General features: G+C 48.3%; 17 protein-coding genes. 2 read left to right on the plus strand and 15 right to left on the minus strand.

Translation table 11 applies throughout. The features are described from left to right. Nucleotides 1-117 precede the first annotated feature (117 nt). The 7 genes from MHB80_RS21695 to ilvB form a co-directional block, all read right to left on the minus strand. Complete coding sequence (locus MHB80_RS21695; RefSeq protein WP_341278931.1) at nucleotides 118-534, minus strand: hypothetical protein; 417 nt, start codon at nucleotides 532-534, stop codon at nucleotides 118-120. A 173-nt stretch (nucleotides 535-707) separates the two neighbouring features. Beyond that, the gene (locus tag MHB80_RS21700; RefSeq protein ID WP_056043169.1) at nucleotides 708-1253 is read right to left on the minus strand and encodes a peroxiredoxin; all 546 of its coding nucleotides are present in this window, start codon (nucleotides 1251-1253) and stop codon (nucleotides 708-710) included. A gap of 143 nt (nucleotides 1254-1396) precedes the next feature. Next, nucleotides 1397-2479, minus strand: coding sequence for a 3-isopropylmalate dehydrogenase (gene leuB, locus MHB80_RS21705; protein WP_341278932.1), 1083 nt, complete (start codon nucleotides 2477-2479; stop codon nucleotides 1397-1399). A gap of 196 nt (nucleotides 2480-2675) precedes the next feature. Beyond that, nucleotides 2676-4220 (minus strand): 2-isopropylmalate synthase, encoded by a 1545-nt coding sequence (locus MHB80_RS21710; protein ID WP_341278933.1) that lies wholly within the window; start codon nucleotides 4218-4220, stop codon nucleotides 2676-2678. Between the two features lie 177 nt (nucleotides 4221-4397). Then, nucleotides 4398-5390: a ketol-acid reductoisomerase gene (gene ilvC / locus MHB80_RS21715; RefSeq protein ID WP_341278934.1), complete on the minus strand. Its 993-nt coding sequence runs from the start codon at nucleotides 5388-5390 to the stop codon at nucleotides 4398-4400. A gap of 141 nt (nucleotides 5391-5531) precedes the next feature. After that, the gene (ilvN, locus tag MHB80_RS21720; protein ID WP_341278935.1) at nucleotides 5532-6017 is read right to left on the minus strand and encodes an acetolactate synthase small subunit; all 486 of its coding nucleotides are present in this window, start codon (nucleotides 6015-6017) and stop codon (nucleotides 5532-5534) included. Then, on the minus strand, nucleotides 6014-7759 hold the full coding sequence (gene ilvB, locus MHB80_RS21725) for a biosynthetic-type acetolactate synthase large subunit (RefSeq protein ID WP_341278936.1): 1746 nt from the start codon (nucleotides 7757-7759) through the stop codon (nucleotides 6014-6016). Before ilvB ends, ilvN begins: the two co-directional genes overlap by 4 nt. 508 nt (nucleotides 7760-8267) lie before the next feature. Between ilvB and MHB80_RS21730 the strand changes: the two genes are divergently transcribed. After that, entirely contained in the window at nucleotides 8268-8714 is a 447-nt protein-coding gene (locus MHB80_RS21730; protein ID WP_341278937.1) for a GNAT family N-acetyltransferase, read from the plus strand. A 33-nt stretch (nucleotides 8715-8747) separates the two neighbouring features. Here the strand turns inward: MHB80_RS21730 and MHB80_RS21735 are convergent, their stop codons facing one another. The 6 genes from MHB80_RS21735 to MHB80_RS21760 all read right to left on the minus strand — a co-directional run bounded on the left by MHB80_RS21735 (nucleotide 8748) and on the right by MHB80_RS21760 (nucleotide 13500). Then, nucleotides 8748-9095: a hypothetical protein gene (locus MHB80_RS21735; RefSeq protein ID WP_341278938.1), complete on the minus strand. Its 348-nt coding sequence runs from the start codon at nucleotides 9093-9095 to the stop codon at nucleotides 8748-8750. A 192-nt stretch (nucleotides 9096-9287) separates the two neighbouring features. Further along, nucleotides 9288-9647: a 50S ribosomal protein L20 gene (rplT, locus tag MHB80_RS21740; RefSeq protein WP_338552495.1), complete on the minus strand. Its 360-nt coding sequence runs from the start codon at nucleotides 9645-9647 to the stop codon at nucleotides 9288-9290. A 50-nt stretch (nucleotides 9648-9697) separates the two neighbouring features. Next, on the minus strand, nucleotides 9698-9898 hold the full coding sequence (gene rpmI / locus MHB80_RS21745) for a 50S ribosomal protein L35 (protein WP_046232963.1): 201 nt from the start codon (nucleotides 9896-9898) through the stop codon (nucleotides 9698-9700). A 20-nt stretch (nucleotides 9899-9918) separates the two neighbouring features. Beyond that, the gene (infC, locus tag MHB80_RS21750) at nucleotides 9919-10500 is read right to left on the minus strand and encodes a translation initiation factor IF-3 (protein ID WP_341283046.1); all 582 of its coding nucleotides are present in this window, start codon (nucleotides 10498-10500) and stop codon (nucleotides 9919-9921) included. 240 nt (nucleotides 10501-10740) lie between these two features. Further along, a complete protein-coding gene (locus tag MHB80_RS21755) occupies nucleotides 10741-11979 on the minus strand; it encodes a glycosyltransferase family 2 protein (RefSeq protein WP_341278939.1) in 1239 nt (412 codons plus the stop codon). A 339-nt stretch (nucleotides 11980-12318) separates the two neighbouring features. Then, nucleotides 12319-13500 carry a glycosyltransferase family 1 protein gene (locus MHB80_RS21760; RefSeq protein WP_341278940.1) on the minus strand — a complete coding sequence of 394 codons (1182 nt, stop codon included), beginning with the start codon at nucleotides 13498-13500 and terminating at the stop codon, nucleotides 12319-12321. 191 nt (nucleotides 13501-13691) lie between these two features. Here MHB80_RS21760 and MHB80_RS21765 point away from each other — a divergent pair, with 191 nt between their 5' ends. Further along, nucleotides 13692-14252, plus strand: a complete 561-nt coding sequence (locus MHB80_RS21765; protein WP_341278941.1) for a phosphatase PAP2 family protein — start codon at nucleotides 13692-13694, stop codon at nucleotides 14250-14252. A 66-nt stretch (nucleotides 14253-14318) separates the two neighbouring features. Here MHB80_RS21765 and trmB read toward each other — a convergent pair whose 3' ends face one another. Together trmB and MHB80_RS21775 are read right to left on the minus strand one after the other, a co-directional pair. Continuing rightward, the gene (gene trmB, locus MHB80_RS21770) at nucleotides 14319-15071 is read right to left on the minus strand and encodes a tRNA (guanosine(46)-N7)-methyltransferase TrmB (protein ID WP_341278942.1); all 753 of its coding nucleotides are present in this window, start codon (nucleotides 15069-15071) and stop codon (nucleotides 14319-14321) included. 167 nt (nucleotides 15072-15238) lie between these two features. Then, nucleotides 15239-15445 carry a hypothetical protein gene (locus MHB80_RS21775; RefSeq protein WP_341278943.1) on the minus strand — a complete coding sequence of 69 codons (207 nt, stop codon included), beginning with the start codon at nucleotides 15443-15445 and terminating at the stop codon, nucleotides 15239-15241. Nucleotides 15446-15891 lie beyond the last annotated feature (446 nt).

Raw genomic sequence — 15891 nt, forward strand, 5'->3', positions numbered from 1 at the left:
CACCTCTCATTCATAGTTTTCGGTCAATCTGTGTTGCTTGAGGGGGTAGGCCCCGAAATTTATGAGAAAAATGAAAAAGCCCCCAAACGGAGGCCACATTTCATAAAATGATTCATTTTAGACTGATGTTCGCCGCTCTTTAAGCTTATTGCGCCGACTGCTTAATATAGCCAGACGCTTCTTTAATTCACCTTGCCATGCGATGTCGTCAATTTGTTTCGCAAAGCTGAGCAAATCAAGCGATATGTCAATTTGACTCAGTACGACGTCCATCGGATCTTCACTTTCATGATTCACGCAATTTTCCCGCAGTGCCTTGCCTTCTTGCTCCACATACTCCTGAAAATCAACCTCAGCGGCGCCGTCTCCATGTGCGTATTCAGCCAATATTTCATACTCATTTTCTACCAAGTGGTGAATTTCCACACGGTTGCATACCGGGCAGAACAAAATAGGCACGTTATGGATATGTGTCCGAAAATGCTTTAATGTCCCTTTGGTACCAATCATACTAGCTCCACAACAAAAACTCATCGACGACGACCTCCTTAGCTGTTGCCAGTTCGCAGCAAGCACGTTTCGTTTGACATAAACTTATTCGCTTTATACCTGTACAATTCCTGCTTTTTGCGAAATAGAAAAGCCCCTGCCAATATTTGGCACGGGCTCTTCGTCTCAGGCTTCTGCTAATGAGAAGTCGATTTGGATTAAACAGACAGCGTTTGCTGACCTGGCTTCCAGTTCATTGGGCAAAGTCCGCCGGATTGCAAAGCTTGCAATACGCGAAGCGTTTCGTCTACGCTGCGGCCAACATCGTTATGGTTAACGACTTGGTATTTAACTTCGCCTTCTGGATCGATGATGAACAGGCCGCGAAGCGCGATGCCTTCTTCTTCAATCAGAACGCCATAATCTTTAGCGATTTTCTTCGTGATATCAGCAGCAAGAGGGAACTCAAGCTTGCCAAGACCATTATCGTTAACGGATGTATTAATCCATGCTTTGTGGCTGTGCTGGCTGTCTACGCTCACACCAAGAATTTCAGTGTTAAGCTTCTTGAACTCATCAGCAGCAAGGCTCAAAGCTGTAATTTCAGTTGGGCAAACAAAAGTGAAGTCAAGTGGATAGAAGAACAATACCAACCATTTGCCTTTGTAGTCTGCAAGGGATGCTTTGCCGAAACCGGAACCATCACCGATTGCTGTTTCTGCTGTAAAATCTGGAGCTGGGTAACCTACCAAACGTTCTGCCATAATTTGAAATCCTCCTTGAGTTTTAATGATGAGCATGTATCGATGCATTAACATCGGTGAATATCGCTATCTATTGATAAATATTATCACTAGATTATATTGAAGTCAAGATTGTATTCAATATTTTTTTATAATTATTATAATTAAGCTTTTTTCAGTGCTGCAATGATCAAATCGCCCATTGCCGTTGTACCAATAGCTTTGCTCTTGTCAACCGCGATATCGCCTGTGCGGTGTCCTGCATCCAGCACTTCTTTAACAGCATCCTCAATCGCTTTCGCTGCATCGTGGTAGCCGAAAGTCAGACGGAACATCAATGCAACCGAAAGAATCGTTGCGATTGGGTTCGAAATGCCTTGTCCAGCAATGTCAGGTGCGGAACCGTGTACCGGCTCGTAAAGGCCGAAGCTGCCTTCGCCCAGCGAAGCGGAGGAAAGCATGCCGATAGAACCTGTCAGCATGGCTGCTTCATCGCTCAAAATATCGCCAAACATGTTTTCCGTTACGATAACGTCAAAGCTCGATGGACGGCGCAGCAATTGCATCGCGCAGTTGTCTACAAGCACATGCTCCAGCTCAACCTCTGGGTATTCAGGCGCAATCCGGTTAACCACCTCTCGCCACAGACGGGAAGTTTCCAGCACGTTCGCTTTATCAACGGAAGCCAGACGCTTGCTGCGAGTCATCGCAATGTCAAACGCTTGACGAACGATACGCTCAATCTCTTGTACATTGTATACGCAAGTATCAACCGCTTCTTCGCCGCCTGCGCCTTCACGACGGAATTTCTCGCCGAAGTAGATGCCGCCTGTCAGCTCGCGCACAACGATCAGGTCAGTGCCTTCCAGCACTTCTGGCTTAAGCGTGGAAGCCTCTTTCAAGCAGTCAAATACAGTTGCCGGACGAATGTTGGAGAACAGACCCAGCGCCTTGCGAATGCCGAGAAGGCCAGTCTCAGGACGAAGCTCCTTCGAGTTGTTGTCCCATTTCGGGCCGCCAACAGCGCCGAGCAATACAGCGTCAGCATTTCTACAAAGATCAAGCGTCTCCTGCGGCAATGGTGTTCCTTTTTCATCAATGGCAATTCCGCCGAACAGGCCGTGCTCGGTTTCGAACTGATAGCCATACAGCTCTTCTACTTTTTTCAATACTTTAAGCGCTTCGCCTACAACCTCTGGACCAATACCGTCGCCGGCAACTACTGCAATTTTTTTAACTTCTGACATTGTTGTGTAACACTCCTTATTTTTGAGCTCGGATGAGCTATTCTCATTCTGTTATCATTTGTACCATATTTCAGAGCCGAAAACAAAGATATAAAATCTATGGTCTTTATAGGCATTGCTTATAAAGGCTATTGGACACACATATCGCGCATGCCAGAATCAAATAAAGGAGGAGCTTCCGCTCCCCCTAAGCTAACTAAATCAAGCTCATTTTATCGCGACGACCTGGCGATTTGCGTTTCTCAATGAGTCGGTTGAGCGCGTCGATGTAGGCACGTGCACTCGCTTCCAAAATATCGGTGCTAAGGCCGCGGCCCTGCGCAGATACTTCGTTTTGATTCAGTACAACATGCACTTCGCCAAGCGCATCCTTGCCTTGGGATACCGATTTGATCGAATAATCCTCAAGCTCCACAGCTTCCGCAGTCACTTTATCGATCGCATTGTAAATGGCGTCAACCGAGCCATTGCCTTCCGCTGTTCCTTCGCTAACGCTTCCATCCGCTTGGCGGATAATAATCGAAGCGCTAGGCGTCGATTGGTTGCCGTAGCTCACTTGAATCGTCTCAAGCGTAAATACTTCCGGCGTATCAATGAGCTTTTCTTCTAAAAATGCACGAATATCTTCGTCGGTGACATTCTTTTTGCGGTCAGCCAAGTCTTTGAACTTGGCGAAGGCCACGTTCACCGCTTCTTCATTCAGCTCATAGCCCATATCAATCAGCTTCTCGCGGAATGCGTGACGGCCGGAGTGCTTGCCTAGTACGAGCGAGGACTCTCTTAGGCCGATTGTATCAGGCGAGATGATTTCATACGTTGTTTTTTCCTTGAGCATGCCGTCCTGATGAATGCCGGACTCATGCGCGAAGGCATTGGCGCCTACAATCGCTTTGTTGCCTGGTACAACCATGCCCGTCAGCTTGCTCACCAAGCGGCTCGTCTTGGCAATTTCTTTCAGGTTCAGTGTCGTCGTCGCGCCAAAATAATCGGCACGCGTTGCAAGCGCAAGGGCAATTTCCTCGATTGCGGTATTTCCGGCGCGTTCGCCGATACCATTAATCGTACCCTCTACTTGATCGGCGCCATTAAGTATAGCAGACAGTGCATTGGCTGTTGCCATGCCCAAATCATCATGGCAATGCGCGCTGAGCTGGATCGTCTCGATGTTCGGAACGTTTTGCTTCAGCGTTTTGAAGATGTTGCCGAATTCCTGTGGATTCAAATAACCGACGGTATCCGGAATATTAACGACTGTCGCTCCCGCGCGAATCGCCATATCCGTTACTTCGCAAAGGAAATCAAGCTCTGTGCGCCCAGCATCTTCAGGCGAGAATTCGACTTTATCAAAATATTTCTTCGCATAACGAATAGCGCACTCTGCTGTTTCCAGCACTTGCTCCTTCTCCATCCGCAGCTTGTGCTTGCGGTGAATCGGGCTTGTCGCCAGGAATAGATGGATGCACGGGTCCTGCGCGCCTTTAAGCGCTTCACGTACCGCGTCAATATCCTGCTCGCGCGAGCGCGACAGGCCGATAATCGTTGCATTTTTGATAGCTGTCGCTACCGCATTAACCGCTGCCAAATCACCGGGCGATGCCGCAGGAAAACCAGCTTCAATCCGGTCAACGCCCAGCTTTTCCAGTTGGAGCGCGATTTCCACCTTTTCCTTCGTGTTCAGGTTGACGCCTGGAGACTGCTCCCCATCACGCAATGTTGTGTCAAAAATATAAATTTTACGCATTTTCCTTGCACCTCCGGGAACAGAATGATCCCGGTACGCACGGACAGCCCTGAGACTGCGCCTGCGCGCAGCTCCTCCGCCGGTGAACCGGGATTATGTCTTCATCGCTTCATGCTATGGGGGCGCATCTTCGCAAGGTTAAACACCTATTTGAAGATACGCCCAAGTTAAAAGATATTACTTCTTGATCCAGTGCATAAGCTCACGAAGCTGTTTGCCTGTTTGCTCGATTGGATGAGCTGCCTCGTTGCGACGAGTAGCGTTCATCATTGCTTGTCCTGATTTGTTTTCCAGGATGAAATCGCGAGCGAAACGGCCGGATTGGATATCTTCCAATACGCGCTTCATTTCTTTTTTCGTTTCAGCTGTTACAATGCGAGGACCCGTTACATAGTCGCCGTATTCAGCTGTGTTGGAGATGGAATCGCGCATCGAGGAGATGCCGCCTTCATACATCATGTCAACGATCAGCTTAAGCTCGTGCAAGCACTCGAAGTAAGCCATTTCTGGAGCGTAGCCAGCTTCAACAAGCGTTTCAAAACCAGCTTGTACAAGCGCGGATGCGCCGCCGCAAAGAACAGCTTGCTCACCGAAAAGATCTGTTTCTGTTTCTTCTTTGAAAGTTGTTTCGATAACGCCTGCACGTGTACAGCCGATACCTTTAGCATAAGCAAGACCGATTGCTTTTGCATTGCCGGAAGCATCTTGCTCGATTGCGATCAAGCCTGGTACGCCAAAGCCTTCTTCATACGTACGGCGAACCATGTGACCTGGCGATTTAGGAGCAACCAGGAATACGTCTGTATCTTTGCTCGGCTTGATTTGGCCGAAGTGAATGTTGAAGCCGTGGGAGAACATCAGCGCCGCGCCTTTTTTCAGGTTCGGTGCGATTTCCTCGCTGTATACTTGTGCTTGTGTTTCATCAGGCAGCAGGATTTGAACAACGTCTGCTACTTTAGTTGCTTCAGCAACGGTCAATACTTCGAAACCGTCTTTTTTTGCTGCGTCAGCGGATTTACCTGGGCGCAGACCGATGATAACTTTAAGTCCGCTATCGCGAAGGTTTTGCGCTTGTGCGTGACCTTGGCTACCATAACCGATTACTGCAATTGTTTTACCTTGAAGTACGCTTTGATCAGCGTCTTTTTCATAATACATTGTAACTGCCATTTGAATAATTGCCTCCTTTATTTTGACCCTTTTGAACGGGTGTTTAAGTAGAGAATGACGCGTTAATCCGCGGTTCTCCGCTTAAACTCCCGCTCAAAGCGGGGTGAATCCATATTTTTCAGTAAAGCTTGCGTTCAAGCGCTAGCGGCTGTTGCCGCGGTTCAGTGCCGTTACACCGGTGCGGGACAGCTCGCGAATACCGTAAGGCTTCAATAATTCAACCATTGCATCAATCTTCTCGGTATCGCCAACAACCTGTACCATAACGGAATGAGTGCCAATATCCACAACTGCTGCGCGGAATGTTTCGACTACTCCGAAAATTTCCGGACGCGTCGCAGGCTCAGCGCTTACCTTAATAAGCGCCAGCTCGCGGGCAACAATAGGGTTAGAGCTAAGATGAATGACTTTGATAACATCAATAAGCTTATAAAGCTGCTTCGTAATTTGCTCAAGCGTCTGCTCATCGCCAGATGTGACGATGACCATGCGGGACAGGCCAACCTCTTCGCTCGTACCCACTGTGATGCTCTCAATATTGAAGCCGCGGCGGCCGAACAAACCGGACACACGCTGCAAAACGCCAGGCTGGTCGTTAACGATTACTGCGATTGTATGTTTAATCATTCCGCATCCCCCATGATCATTTCGTCGATCGTGCTACCTTGTGCGACCATCGGGTATACATTTTCTTCTTTGCGAACGACAAACTCCACAACTGCAGGACCAGGGTGACGCAGTGCCTCTTCCCATACTGCTTTTGCTTCTTCCTTGTTTGTCGCGCGGAAGCCTTTCACACCATACGCTTCCGCCAGCTTCACAAAGTCCGGGCTGCCCGAAAGGTCAATGTGGCTGTAGCGATTATCGTAAATCAGCTCCTGCCACTGGCGCACCATTCCCAGCACCTGATTGTTCAAAATAACAACCTTGACCGGGATCTTGTTGATTGCACAAATCGCCAGCTCCTGCGCACACATCTGCATGCCGCCATCGCCATTGATTGAAATAACAAGGCGGTCAGGGTTCGCCATCTGAGCACCGATTGCCGAAGGGAAACCAAAGCCCATTGTTCCAAGGCCGCCGGAGGTTACCCATGAACGCGGCTTGTTGAACTTGTAAAACTGTGCTGCCCACATTTGATGCTGGCCAACGTCCGTTGTTACAATAGCATCGCCGTTCGTCGTCTCGTGCAGCATTTCCACGACCCATTGCGGCTTCAGCTCATCTTCCGAATCCTTGTATCTAAACGGATATTGTGCTTTCGAAGCCAGCAGCTCAGCGCGCCATGCATCCGCTTTGTCAGCACGCTTGGCCTGCAAATTAGCGATTTGCAGCACTGTCTTCACGTCGCCTACAATCGGAATATCCGTTGGCACGTTTTTGCCGATTTCGGCAGGGTCGATATCGATATGAATGATCTTCGCATGCGGCGCAAACCCAGACAGCTTGCCCGTTACTCGGTCATCAAAACGAGCGCCGATATTAATCAGCAAATCGGCCTTCTGAATCGATTTGTTCGCTGTATAGGTGCCGTGCATACCTGGCATGCCAAGGAACAAGTCTTCTCCACTTGGGAACGCCCCTAGGCCAAGCAGCGTTGTCGTAATCGGAATATCGGTTTTCTTCACAAATTCATGCAGCTCTTCATGTCCACCGGAGTAAATAACGCCGCCGCCTGCAAGGATAAGCGGACGCTCCGCTTCCGTGATCGCTTTAATCATTTTGTCCACCTGCAGCTTGTTCGGCGATACAGTTGGGCTATAACCGCGAATGCTGACATCCGTTACTGGCTTGAACAGCGTCTTGTTAGCGGAAATATCTTTCGGTATATCAATAAGAACAGGTCCTTTGCGTCCTGTATTAGCAATATGGAAAGCTTCATGAATAATACGGGCCAGATCATCTACATCCCGTACCAGATAGCTGTGCTTCGTAATCGGCATCGTAATGCCTGTAATATCAGCTTCCTGGAACGCGTCGGTTCCAATCAGGCTCGATATGACGTTACCAGTAATGACAACCAACGGAACCGAATCCATATAAGCGGTAGCAATACCCGTTACCAGGTTGGTGGCGCCAGGGCCCGAGGTAGCAATACAAACCCCTACCTTGCCGCTTGCGCGAGCATAACCATCGGCTGCGTGAATTGCACCTTGTTCATGGCGGGTAAGCACGTGGTTGAAATCAGAGAAACCGTGCATCGCATCGTAAATGTACAACACTGCGCCACCCGGATACCCGAATACGCAATCGACGCCTTCCAGCACCAAGCTGCGAAGTAAAATTTCAGAACCCGTAATTACTTCTGGCTGCCTCAGCTTCTCCATTAATTCTTCTTTTGACTTCAGTGTTGCATTTTGCGTGACCATCGGTCATCCTCCTCTCGAAAACAACAAAAAAACCTTTCGCTCCTCCTGCTTCTAGAAGAAGCATCGAGGGACGAAAGGTTTAACTTCCGTGGTACCACCCAAATTCGTTACACATCTTGCGATGTATAACCTCCACAGGTAAGAACGTGTGCGCACTGACCGTCCATACCTTTAGCACTGTAACGCGTGCCCTGCGATTTTCCCTAATAACCACTTGACGTGCTTTTCAGGAAAACAGCTCCGAGGTGAGCTCGTAGAAAAGGGGTTTTGGCGATGGTTGCAGCTGATCCATCCGCTCTCTGAGCAAAAGAGCCCTTAACACTTCGTCCTCATCATTGCTGATGACATATGTTTGAATAAGACTTTCTTTATTATAAGCTGACATTATTCGTTAGTCAAGAAGAAACCGTAACAGCATATTAGCAAAAATAGGGCGCACGGCACAGCCCCGCTTCATATATTAGAATAGCCACCATTCGGCAAACTCATGCAGTCAGGAATGATCTTAATGATACGAGAGCGCAACGCCCGAACCGATGATGAAGAAATCATCAGACTCATCAAGTCAGAGCTTATGCCATTATCATGGACGACTCATCAACATGACGCCACAGTCATACGCGAGCTGCCTCTGCGCCTTCGCCGCGGCGTAACCTATGTTGCGGCAGCAGGAAAAACAGCTGCGCCCTATGGCTTTATCCATTTTGAAACGGTGGGCGACATTCTGATGTTTTCCATGCTTGCCGTGCACCCCCAGCATCGCAACCGCCATTGCGGCACAAAGCTGATGGCAGCAGCCGAAGCTCATGGCTTGGCAGCTTCCTGTACGATGGGCCGCCTGTTCGTTGATCAAATCAACGATAAGGCCCGCCATTTTTATACGAAGCTCGGATATCAGACCATCCGATATTATCCCGAGCTTCGCTGCTACGAAATGATCAAAGAGCTTGCTTAATACTGAAAACAGCAGCTCTCTTCCACTAAATACTTAGTAGTAGCCACCATAGTTGTAGCCTTGGTTCGGACAGCATTGGCCGCCGCCGTAACCGCCACCATAGCCACCTCCGTAACCACCGCCATATCCTCCACCGTAGCCGCCACCGAAGCCTGCTCCGAAGAATGGAAGTGTGCCGATTGCCAGCAAATCAAACAGAACTAGAGGCAGCAGCGCCTTTGTTTTGACCGACTTGCCCTTGTCTTTGCCAATTGGCGCAAGCGTCAGCTTGTTGCCCTGGATCCGAACGAGCTTGCCCGTAACGACAGAGCCGTCTTTGCGTACTGCATAGATGGATTTGCCCGCGAGCTTACGCGCCTGCTCTTTGGTAATGTTACCCATGCAAAATCCCTCCTTTCCCGTTGTTCTTTAGTTTATTCAGGAAAGAAGCAGCCGCCTGTTTGTTTGTCCTCTGCCGCCGGAATTAGACGCTTAAATGTACACCCCTCCAATCGAAGCAAGGAACGAATAAGCTTTATAAATCATAATGAGGCTGCCCCCTAAGGGACAGCCTCATCTATAACGCTTCAGTTACTAAGCGTTGATTTTTTGTTTAGCCACGCCAGCAAGGGAGTTGAACGAAGCGAGATCGTTAACAGCCAGGTCAGCAAGGATTTTGCGGTTTACTTCAACGCCAGCAAGCTTCAAACCGTACATGAATTTGCTGTATGACAGTCCGTTAATACGAGCTGCTGCATTGATACGAACGATCCACAGTCTGCGGATGTCACGTTTTTTGTTGCGACGGTCGCGGTAAGCATACATCAAGGACTTGCCTACTTGCTCCTTCGCTGTTTTAAACAGGCGATGCTTCGAGCCGAAATAACCTTTTGCCAGTTTCAAAATTCTTTTGCGACGACGAGTGCGGACAAATCCGCCTTTAACTCTTGCCATGAGTGTTGACCTCCTGAAAGTTTCTAATTAGTATTTATTGCAAAACGTGCTTATTTAAGATTGTTAAGACCTTGTTGCAGGCGTTTAACGTCGCCAGCAGCCATCAGTGGTTGACCAGCAAGAACGCGCTTCTGGCGTCCGGATTTGTGGGAAAGCAAGTGGTTTTTGTAAGCTTTATAACGCTTTACTTTACCAGTACCCGTAATTTTGAAACGGTCTTTCAGACTGCTGTGTGTTTTCATTTTAGGCATGTCAATTATCCTCCCTTAAATTAAGTGTTGCTTTTTGGTGCCAAAATCATAATCATGCTCCGGCCTTCCAGCTTAGGAGCGCGTTCTACGCTGCATATTTCGGCAACCTCTTGAGCGAGACGATCCAAGATCTTTTGACCAAGCGACGCGTGCGCAATTTCACGACCACGGAACCGGACAGAAGCTTTAACTTTATCGCCTTCACCCAGAAATTTCACAACATTGCGATATTTCGTTTGATAATCGTGCTCATCGATGTTTGCACGGAACCAAACTTCCTTAAGATCAACGATCTTTTGGTTTTTCCGAGCTTCTTTTTCTTTCTTTTGCTGCTCATAGCGGAATTTTCCGTAATCCATAATCCGGCATACCGGCGGTTTAGCCGTCGGTGCTACGTTCACCAGATCCAGGCTTAAGTCTATGGCCATTTGCAAGGCATCACGAATGGGTTTAATACCGATTTGCTCGCCTTCCGCACCAACTAAACGTACTTCTCTGGCCCGGATTTCATCATTGATTTGATGTTCTCTGCTAATAACGTGCCACCTCCAAAAGAGTATACTTGCATAATAAAAGGGATACAGGCTCAATTGAACCCGCATCCCATAACCGTTGTTTGCTGCTATTCCCTTCATCTCACAAGGAGACACAAAAGATAAGCTTAGTCGATTATCGCAAACCGGTCAGCGCGAGCCGAAAGGTGAGAAGCGGGTGCTTCTGCTTGTGCGTTACAGTATTTCATCATTTGTTTCCTAAACACTACCGACTTACTATATCACAGCCGAAAGTGCAGTGTCAACACTTTTAAAGTCTTATTGTGACCCTCATACACAAATGCGGTTTTAAAGCTGCTTGCTCTGCACTTCCTCAAGCCGGATGACGCGGGTATGCTGCGTATGGCTCCACTTCTTGTTGTTTTGCGTAAAGAAGGCATGAACCGTAATTGGCCACCACGACAGGGTGAAAAGCAAGAACGTCGGAATGCGCAGGTACAGCTTCCAGTTTACTTTGGCCAAATACATAGAAAGCGGAATTTGAATGAAAATGTAAAGCATATACGGGATGGACACCCAAATCGGCAGCATATTGTAAACGGATGTTACCCGCTCTCCTCCCGAAAGGAAGATGTCGCCCCAAATGATAGCGGCTATAAAGAAGCCCGCGAGATAATTGTAAGCATTAAAGACATACAAAGCAGCGTCAATCTTCGTCCAGCTGCGATCCTTGATGCCCTGCCAAAGCAGCGGCAGCATATGCTTGCGCGTTACATCAAAGTGGCCTTGCATCCAGCGCAGGCGCTGACGGGCAGAAGCTTGGAACGTAATCGGCTTCTCGTCGAATACTTTAGCTTCAAAGTTGAATTTCGGGTAAATGCCGCGCTTAATACAGCGAACGGTAAATTCCAAATCTTCAACAAGGCTCGTAGCTCCCCAGCCCATTTCCTGCAGCAGCTTGGAATCAAACACCATGCCCGTACCGCCGAGAAAGTTCGCAAGCCCTAGGTTCGTACGCGGCAGCTGCCATAGACGGTTACAGAACCAGTAGTTGATGGCATTAGCCGAGCTGACCCAAGAATCATTCGGATTTTTCGTATCCAGATAACCTTGTACAACCTGGAAGCCGTTGCACAGATCATTGTTCATATATTGCAGGAAGTCCGTTGCCACCAGATTGTCAGCATCGAAAATCGCAACGCCATCATAGCTGCGCGGCATTTGCCACAGTTCTTTAAGCATCCATTCCACCGCGAAGCCTTTACCGCGTTGGGTCGGATTTTCCCTAACGCAGGCGTATACGCCGTCATAGCTTTTTACAACGTCGACGGTTCCATCCGTGCAGTTGTCGCAGATGACGAAAATATCGTACAGCTCGCGCGGGTATTTCATTTTTTGCAAATTCTCGATTAAGGCTCCAACTACTTGCTCTTCGTTATGAGCGGCGATCAACAAAGCGAAAGACTTTTGCGGCTTATGCGACAAATCCTCTTTTCTGCGATGCCATCCGAAAAACGTCAGAAACAATTGATACAGGCCAAGCATTGCAAATAAAATTTGCACAACAAACATAATTGAATTGAACATTTAGGTACTGCCCCCTTGAGACCCCTTTTTTTGATTTGCCAAATTGAGTGGCGCAGCCGACCAAGCATACGTTCATCGTTCAGGCGGTTATTTTATATCTCTCTTGTTTACGGGCGCTTTTCTGAAAGCGTCCCTGACCTTACTTGATTCTCCACACATTGCTTCCTTTTGTCAAAAGCTTAATTGAGCGTTTTCCAGCCGGAAAAGCGCTACCATGGTTAACCAATGACTGCATTACCTCCTTTTGCGGCGCGTCACCCTTATTTTCATCCATTTGCTGAATTTTTAGCACTTCTGACCTTACTTACGATAAAAAACGCGAAAATGTTTCCGTTAAATTTATCTCATAATGTGGCTGACTGGTGAACTCCCCTGCGCGGACTGCCACTCGCATTCCGCAAGAAGACCATCAAAAATCGTATCCCAAGACTTTCGGAGACTGAACAATCTTGCACTGATGCCCAAATTTCTTCTGCGCTCCTCATCCACGTGCAGAAGCGCAAGTGCAGCAGCAAAGCTTGCCGGACTTCCCGCCTCGCACAGCATGCCGTTCAGTCCATGAGAGACGGAATCGAGCACGCCGCCCTTGTTCGCACAAAGGACAGGTGTACCGCATGCCATCGCCTCAAGCACAACATTGCCGAACGTTTCCGTCGCCGACGGAAATAGAAAAAGATCAGCAGCGGCGTACCACCTCTGCAACTCCTCTGACGTTTGAAAGCCAAGGAAGGTTGCAGCTACGCCGCTTCTTGCACATTGCTGCTGCAGCGCCTCTGACGAAGGACCATCACCTGCCAGCACCAGCTTTACTTGTGCATTTGTTTGCTTTTGGAATGAGGAGAAAGCCTCAATTGCTGTTTCGACATCTTTCTCCGGCGCAAGCCTTCCTGCATAAAAAACGACAAAACATTCGTTGTTTATGTCATGCTGCGCCAGCAGCTGCTCCCGGTTAACCCGGGGATGAAACAAGCTCGTGTCTATGCCCCGGCTCCACACGGAAAGCCGCTCCGCATCCCATCCTTTCCTGGTCAAATCCTGCAGCGTAGATGTGGAAGGCACAAATATCTTTTTGCAGTCGTGATGAAACCATTCCATATACCTACTTAACATCTTTACCATCCATTGCAAATTATAAAACGGCAAATATTGATCAAAATTAGTGTGATACGATGCGATCAGCGGAATTTGATGTCTGCGGGCATAATGAATGCCACATAAGCCAAGGTTGAATGGGGTAGCTACATGGATGAGGGTGGGGCTAAATTCATGCAGGGCATGGCGAAGATGCAGCGGATTCGGCAGCGCCAAGCGGCACTCCGGGTAGAGAAAAAACGGCAGGCTGGCAAAGCGCTCTACAGAGCTTGCCTGCATAGCCGCCTTGGAGTCAAAGATCGAGCGCTCCGGTGCCAGCACCAAGCACTCTACCCCTCTGCGCTGCAAAAAGGCTTTCCAGCGGCCAAGCGAACGGGCAACGCCATTTCGTTCCGGCTCATAGGTATCGGTAAAAAGCGCGAGTCTCATTCATACGCCTCCTTCGCCTTTACTCTTTAATGCTATCGGCTATTATTGTAAGGAAGGTATGTTACCTTGGCATCAACACAGTATGAACGGAACATTAATCTGGATTTTTACAAATTGTATGCGTACAGGGGCTCAAAACATGGTACTATCTTTAGAGTGGAAAACCGCCACACTTATACAGGAGGATTGGAATGAAACAATTGTTAGGATGGCTGAGAGTGCGCGAGCAGCAGCTCATTGTCTGGGCGAATAGCCGACGTGGACATAAGCGCCTGCACCGCTGGCTTGGAAAATGGCTCAGCGTCATTACACATATGGGAGGCGCGACGTTTACCCTGTCCAGTTCTCTGCTATTTGCTTTGATCGCTCCATCACCATGGAACGCAACCGGCTGGCAATGCTTCATAACCGTCGTCATTAGCCACCTCCCCGTTTTTGTAGTCAAACGCTGGTTCAAAAGGCTGCGCCCGTATCAAGCGCTTGAAGGCTTGACCACGAGCCACAAACCGCTTGTCGATTCGTCATTTCCATCCGGGCATACGACAGCGATATTCGCCTGGCTCATCCCAATCGTGCTTACGAGCGGCGTCCTGCTGGTCATTACGGTTCCAATTGCTGCGATTATAGGCGTTTCGGTAGGCTGGTCGAGGATGTACCTGGGGCTGCATTATCCTTCCGACGTTATTGTCGGCGCATTTATAGGCACGGTCACGGCATTCGCCGTACAATACAGCTGGGTTACTGCCATGTAACCTAGCTGTATTTGGCTTTTGCCCGTTTTTTTTACTACGGGGATTGTTAATTAATCGTTTGAGATGCTAGTCTTCTGTTTCTGTATCCTCTTCGCTTTGCTCCGCTTCACGCTGGGCATTCGCCAGCTTATTTTCGCGAAATTTCGCCAGCGCCGCTGAGCCAATTACAGCTTCCAGACGGTAGATCGGCTGGCCCTTATCCATAAATTTCATCTCATATTCGGTAAATACAAGCTCCTCACGCGGCTCATCCTTGTGCAAATGCAGTGAAATGTTCCGAAGCTGAAGCTCCATCTCCGTAAAGCTGTTAAGCGAGAACTCAAACAGCGACATCGAATCGGTCTTAAAATGAATCTCTCCCCGCTCATTCAGCAGCTGGCCATATTTCGCCAGAAAACGCGGATGTGTCAGCCTGCGACGGGCATGCTTAGCTTTCGGCCAAGGATCGCTGAAATTCAGATGAATGCGCTCAAGCTCGCCCGGCTCAAACATCGTCTCGATTTGCTCGATATTCGCACGCAGCAGCGCCAAATTAGGCGGATGGCTAACGCCCTGCTCAGCCCAAATCGCATGCGCCTTCTCGCCTGCGCGGCGAATCAGCTCGTCATACATATCTACGCCAATAAAATTAATATGCGGGTTGCGCGCGCTCATATGGCTGATAAAACGGCCCTTGCCCATGCCAAGCTCCACATAAATCGGGTTATCATTGCCGAAAAAATCGCGCCATTTCCCTTTAAGCGGGGCGGCATCCAGAATAACAAGCTCCGGCTGTGCCTCCAGGCTTTCACGAATTCCTTTTCTTCCTCTTAATCGCATTGTATTTGAATCCTCCATTTAATAGCGGGCCTGCCTTAATCGCAGGCAACTCCCGCATATAAGCTAGTCCTTATTGTGCCTAAGATCGTCCTTATTGTAAAGCTGATAGCCAAAAAAAGAACCGCAGGGTGGCCACCCCCGCGGTTCTTCTACTAAAATAGAGCAGCTCAGATCAGCAAGCGATAATCAATCGGAGCACTGGACTTATCGATTTCATACGTTTCTTCCAGCGCTTCATTCAGCTTCTTGCGTGCAGATACTTCAACATGATGATTATTGTGGAATCTGATACCGCTCAGCGCCATCAGCTCTTTAACTGTTAATTCTACTGTTACTTTCTCATCGCCATGTGGAATTCTAGTTTGCTCGCTCATTAGACATCACCTCATCGTTTAATATAACTCATTATTTCCAGACAAACGACATTGTATGACAATCGCTACGAATCAGCTATGTTAGGTTTTTTTGTTGCCATTTCACACTTTTAATATAACAGATCATGTAAGGTATAGCAAGCCTATTTTTCGTTTTCTTAAAAATAATTTCCAGTTTTCCGCATAGTGGAAACGTTTACAAACTGCCCATAATCGGGCGTGGCTTTCCGCCCGCTTTTTCGTTAAAATAGAGGGAGTGAATAAATAGCGGTGAGTAAGAATCTGCGCTGCGCAAGCGTAAACGGTCGAAAGCCGTCCTCTGGCGGTAAAGCTAACGTTTCGCGGTGAAATATAAGCGATGTATAAGGGGGAAACTTATACATTCTTATATTTTGAAAGCTCCGCTTCCCGATTTTTTCACCACCCTTTTTATAAGAGAAGGAGAA

This window comes from Paenibacillus sp. FSL H8-0537 (assembly GCF_038051995.1).
Classification (GTDB): Bacteria; Bacillota; Bacilli; order Paenibacillales; family Paenibacillaceae; genus Pristimantibacillus.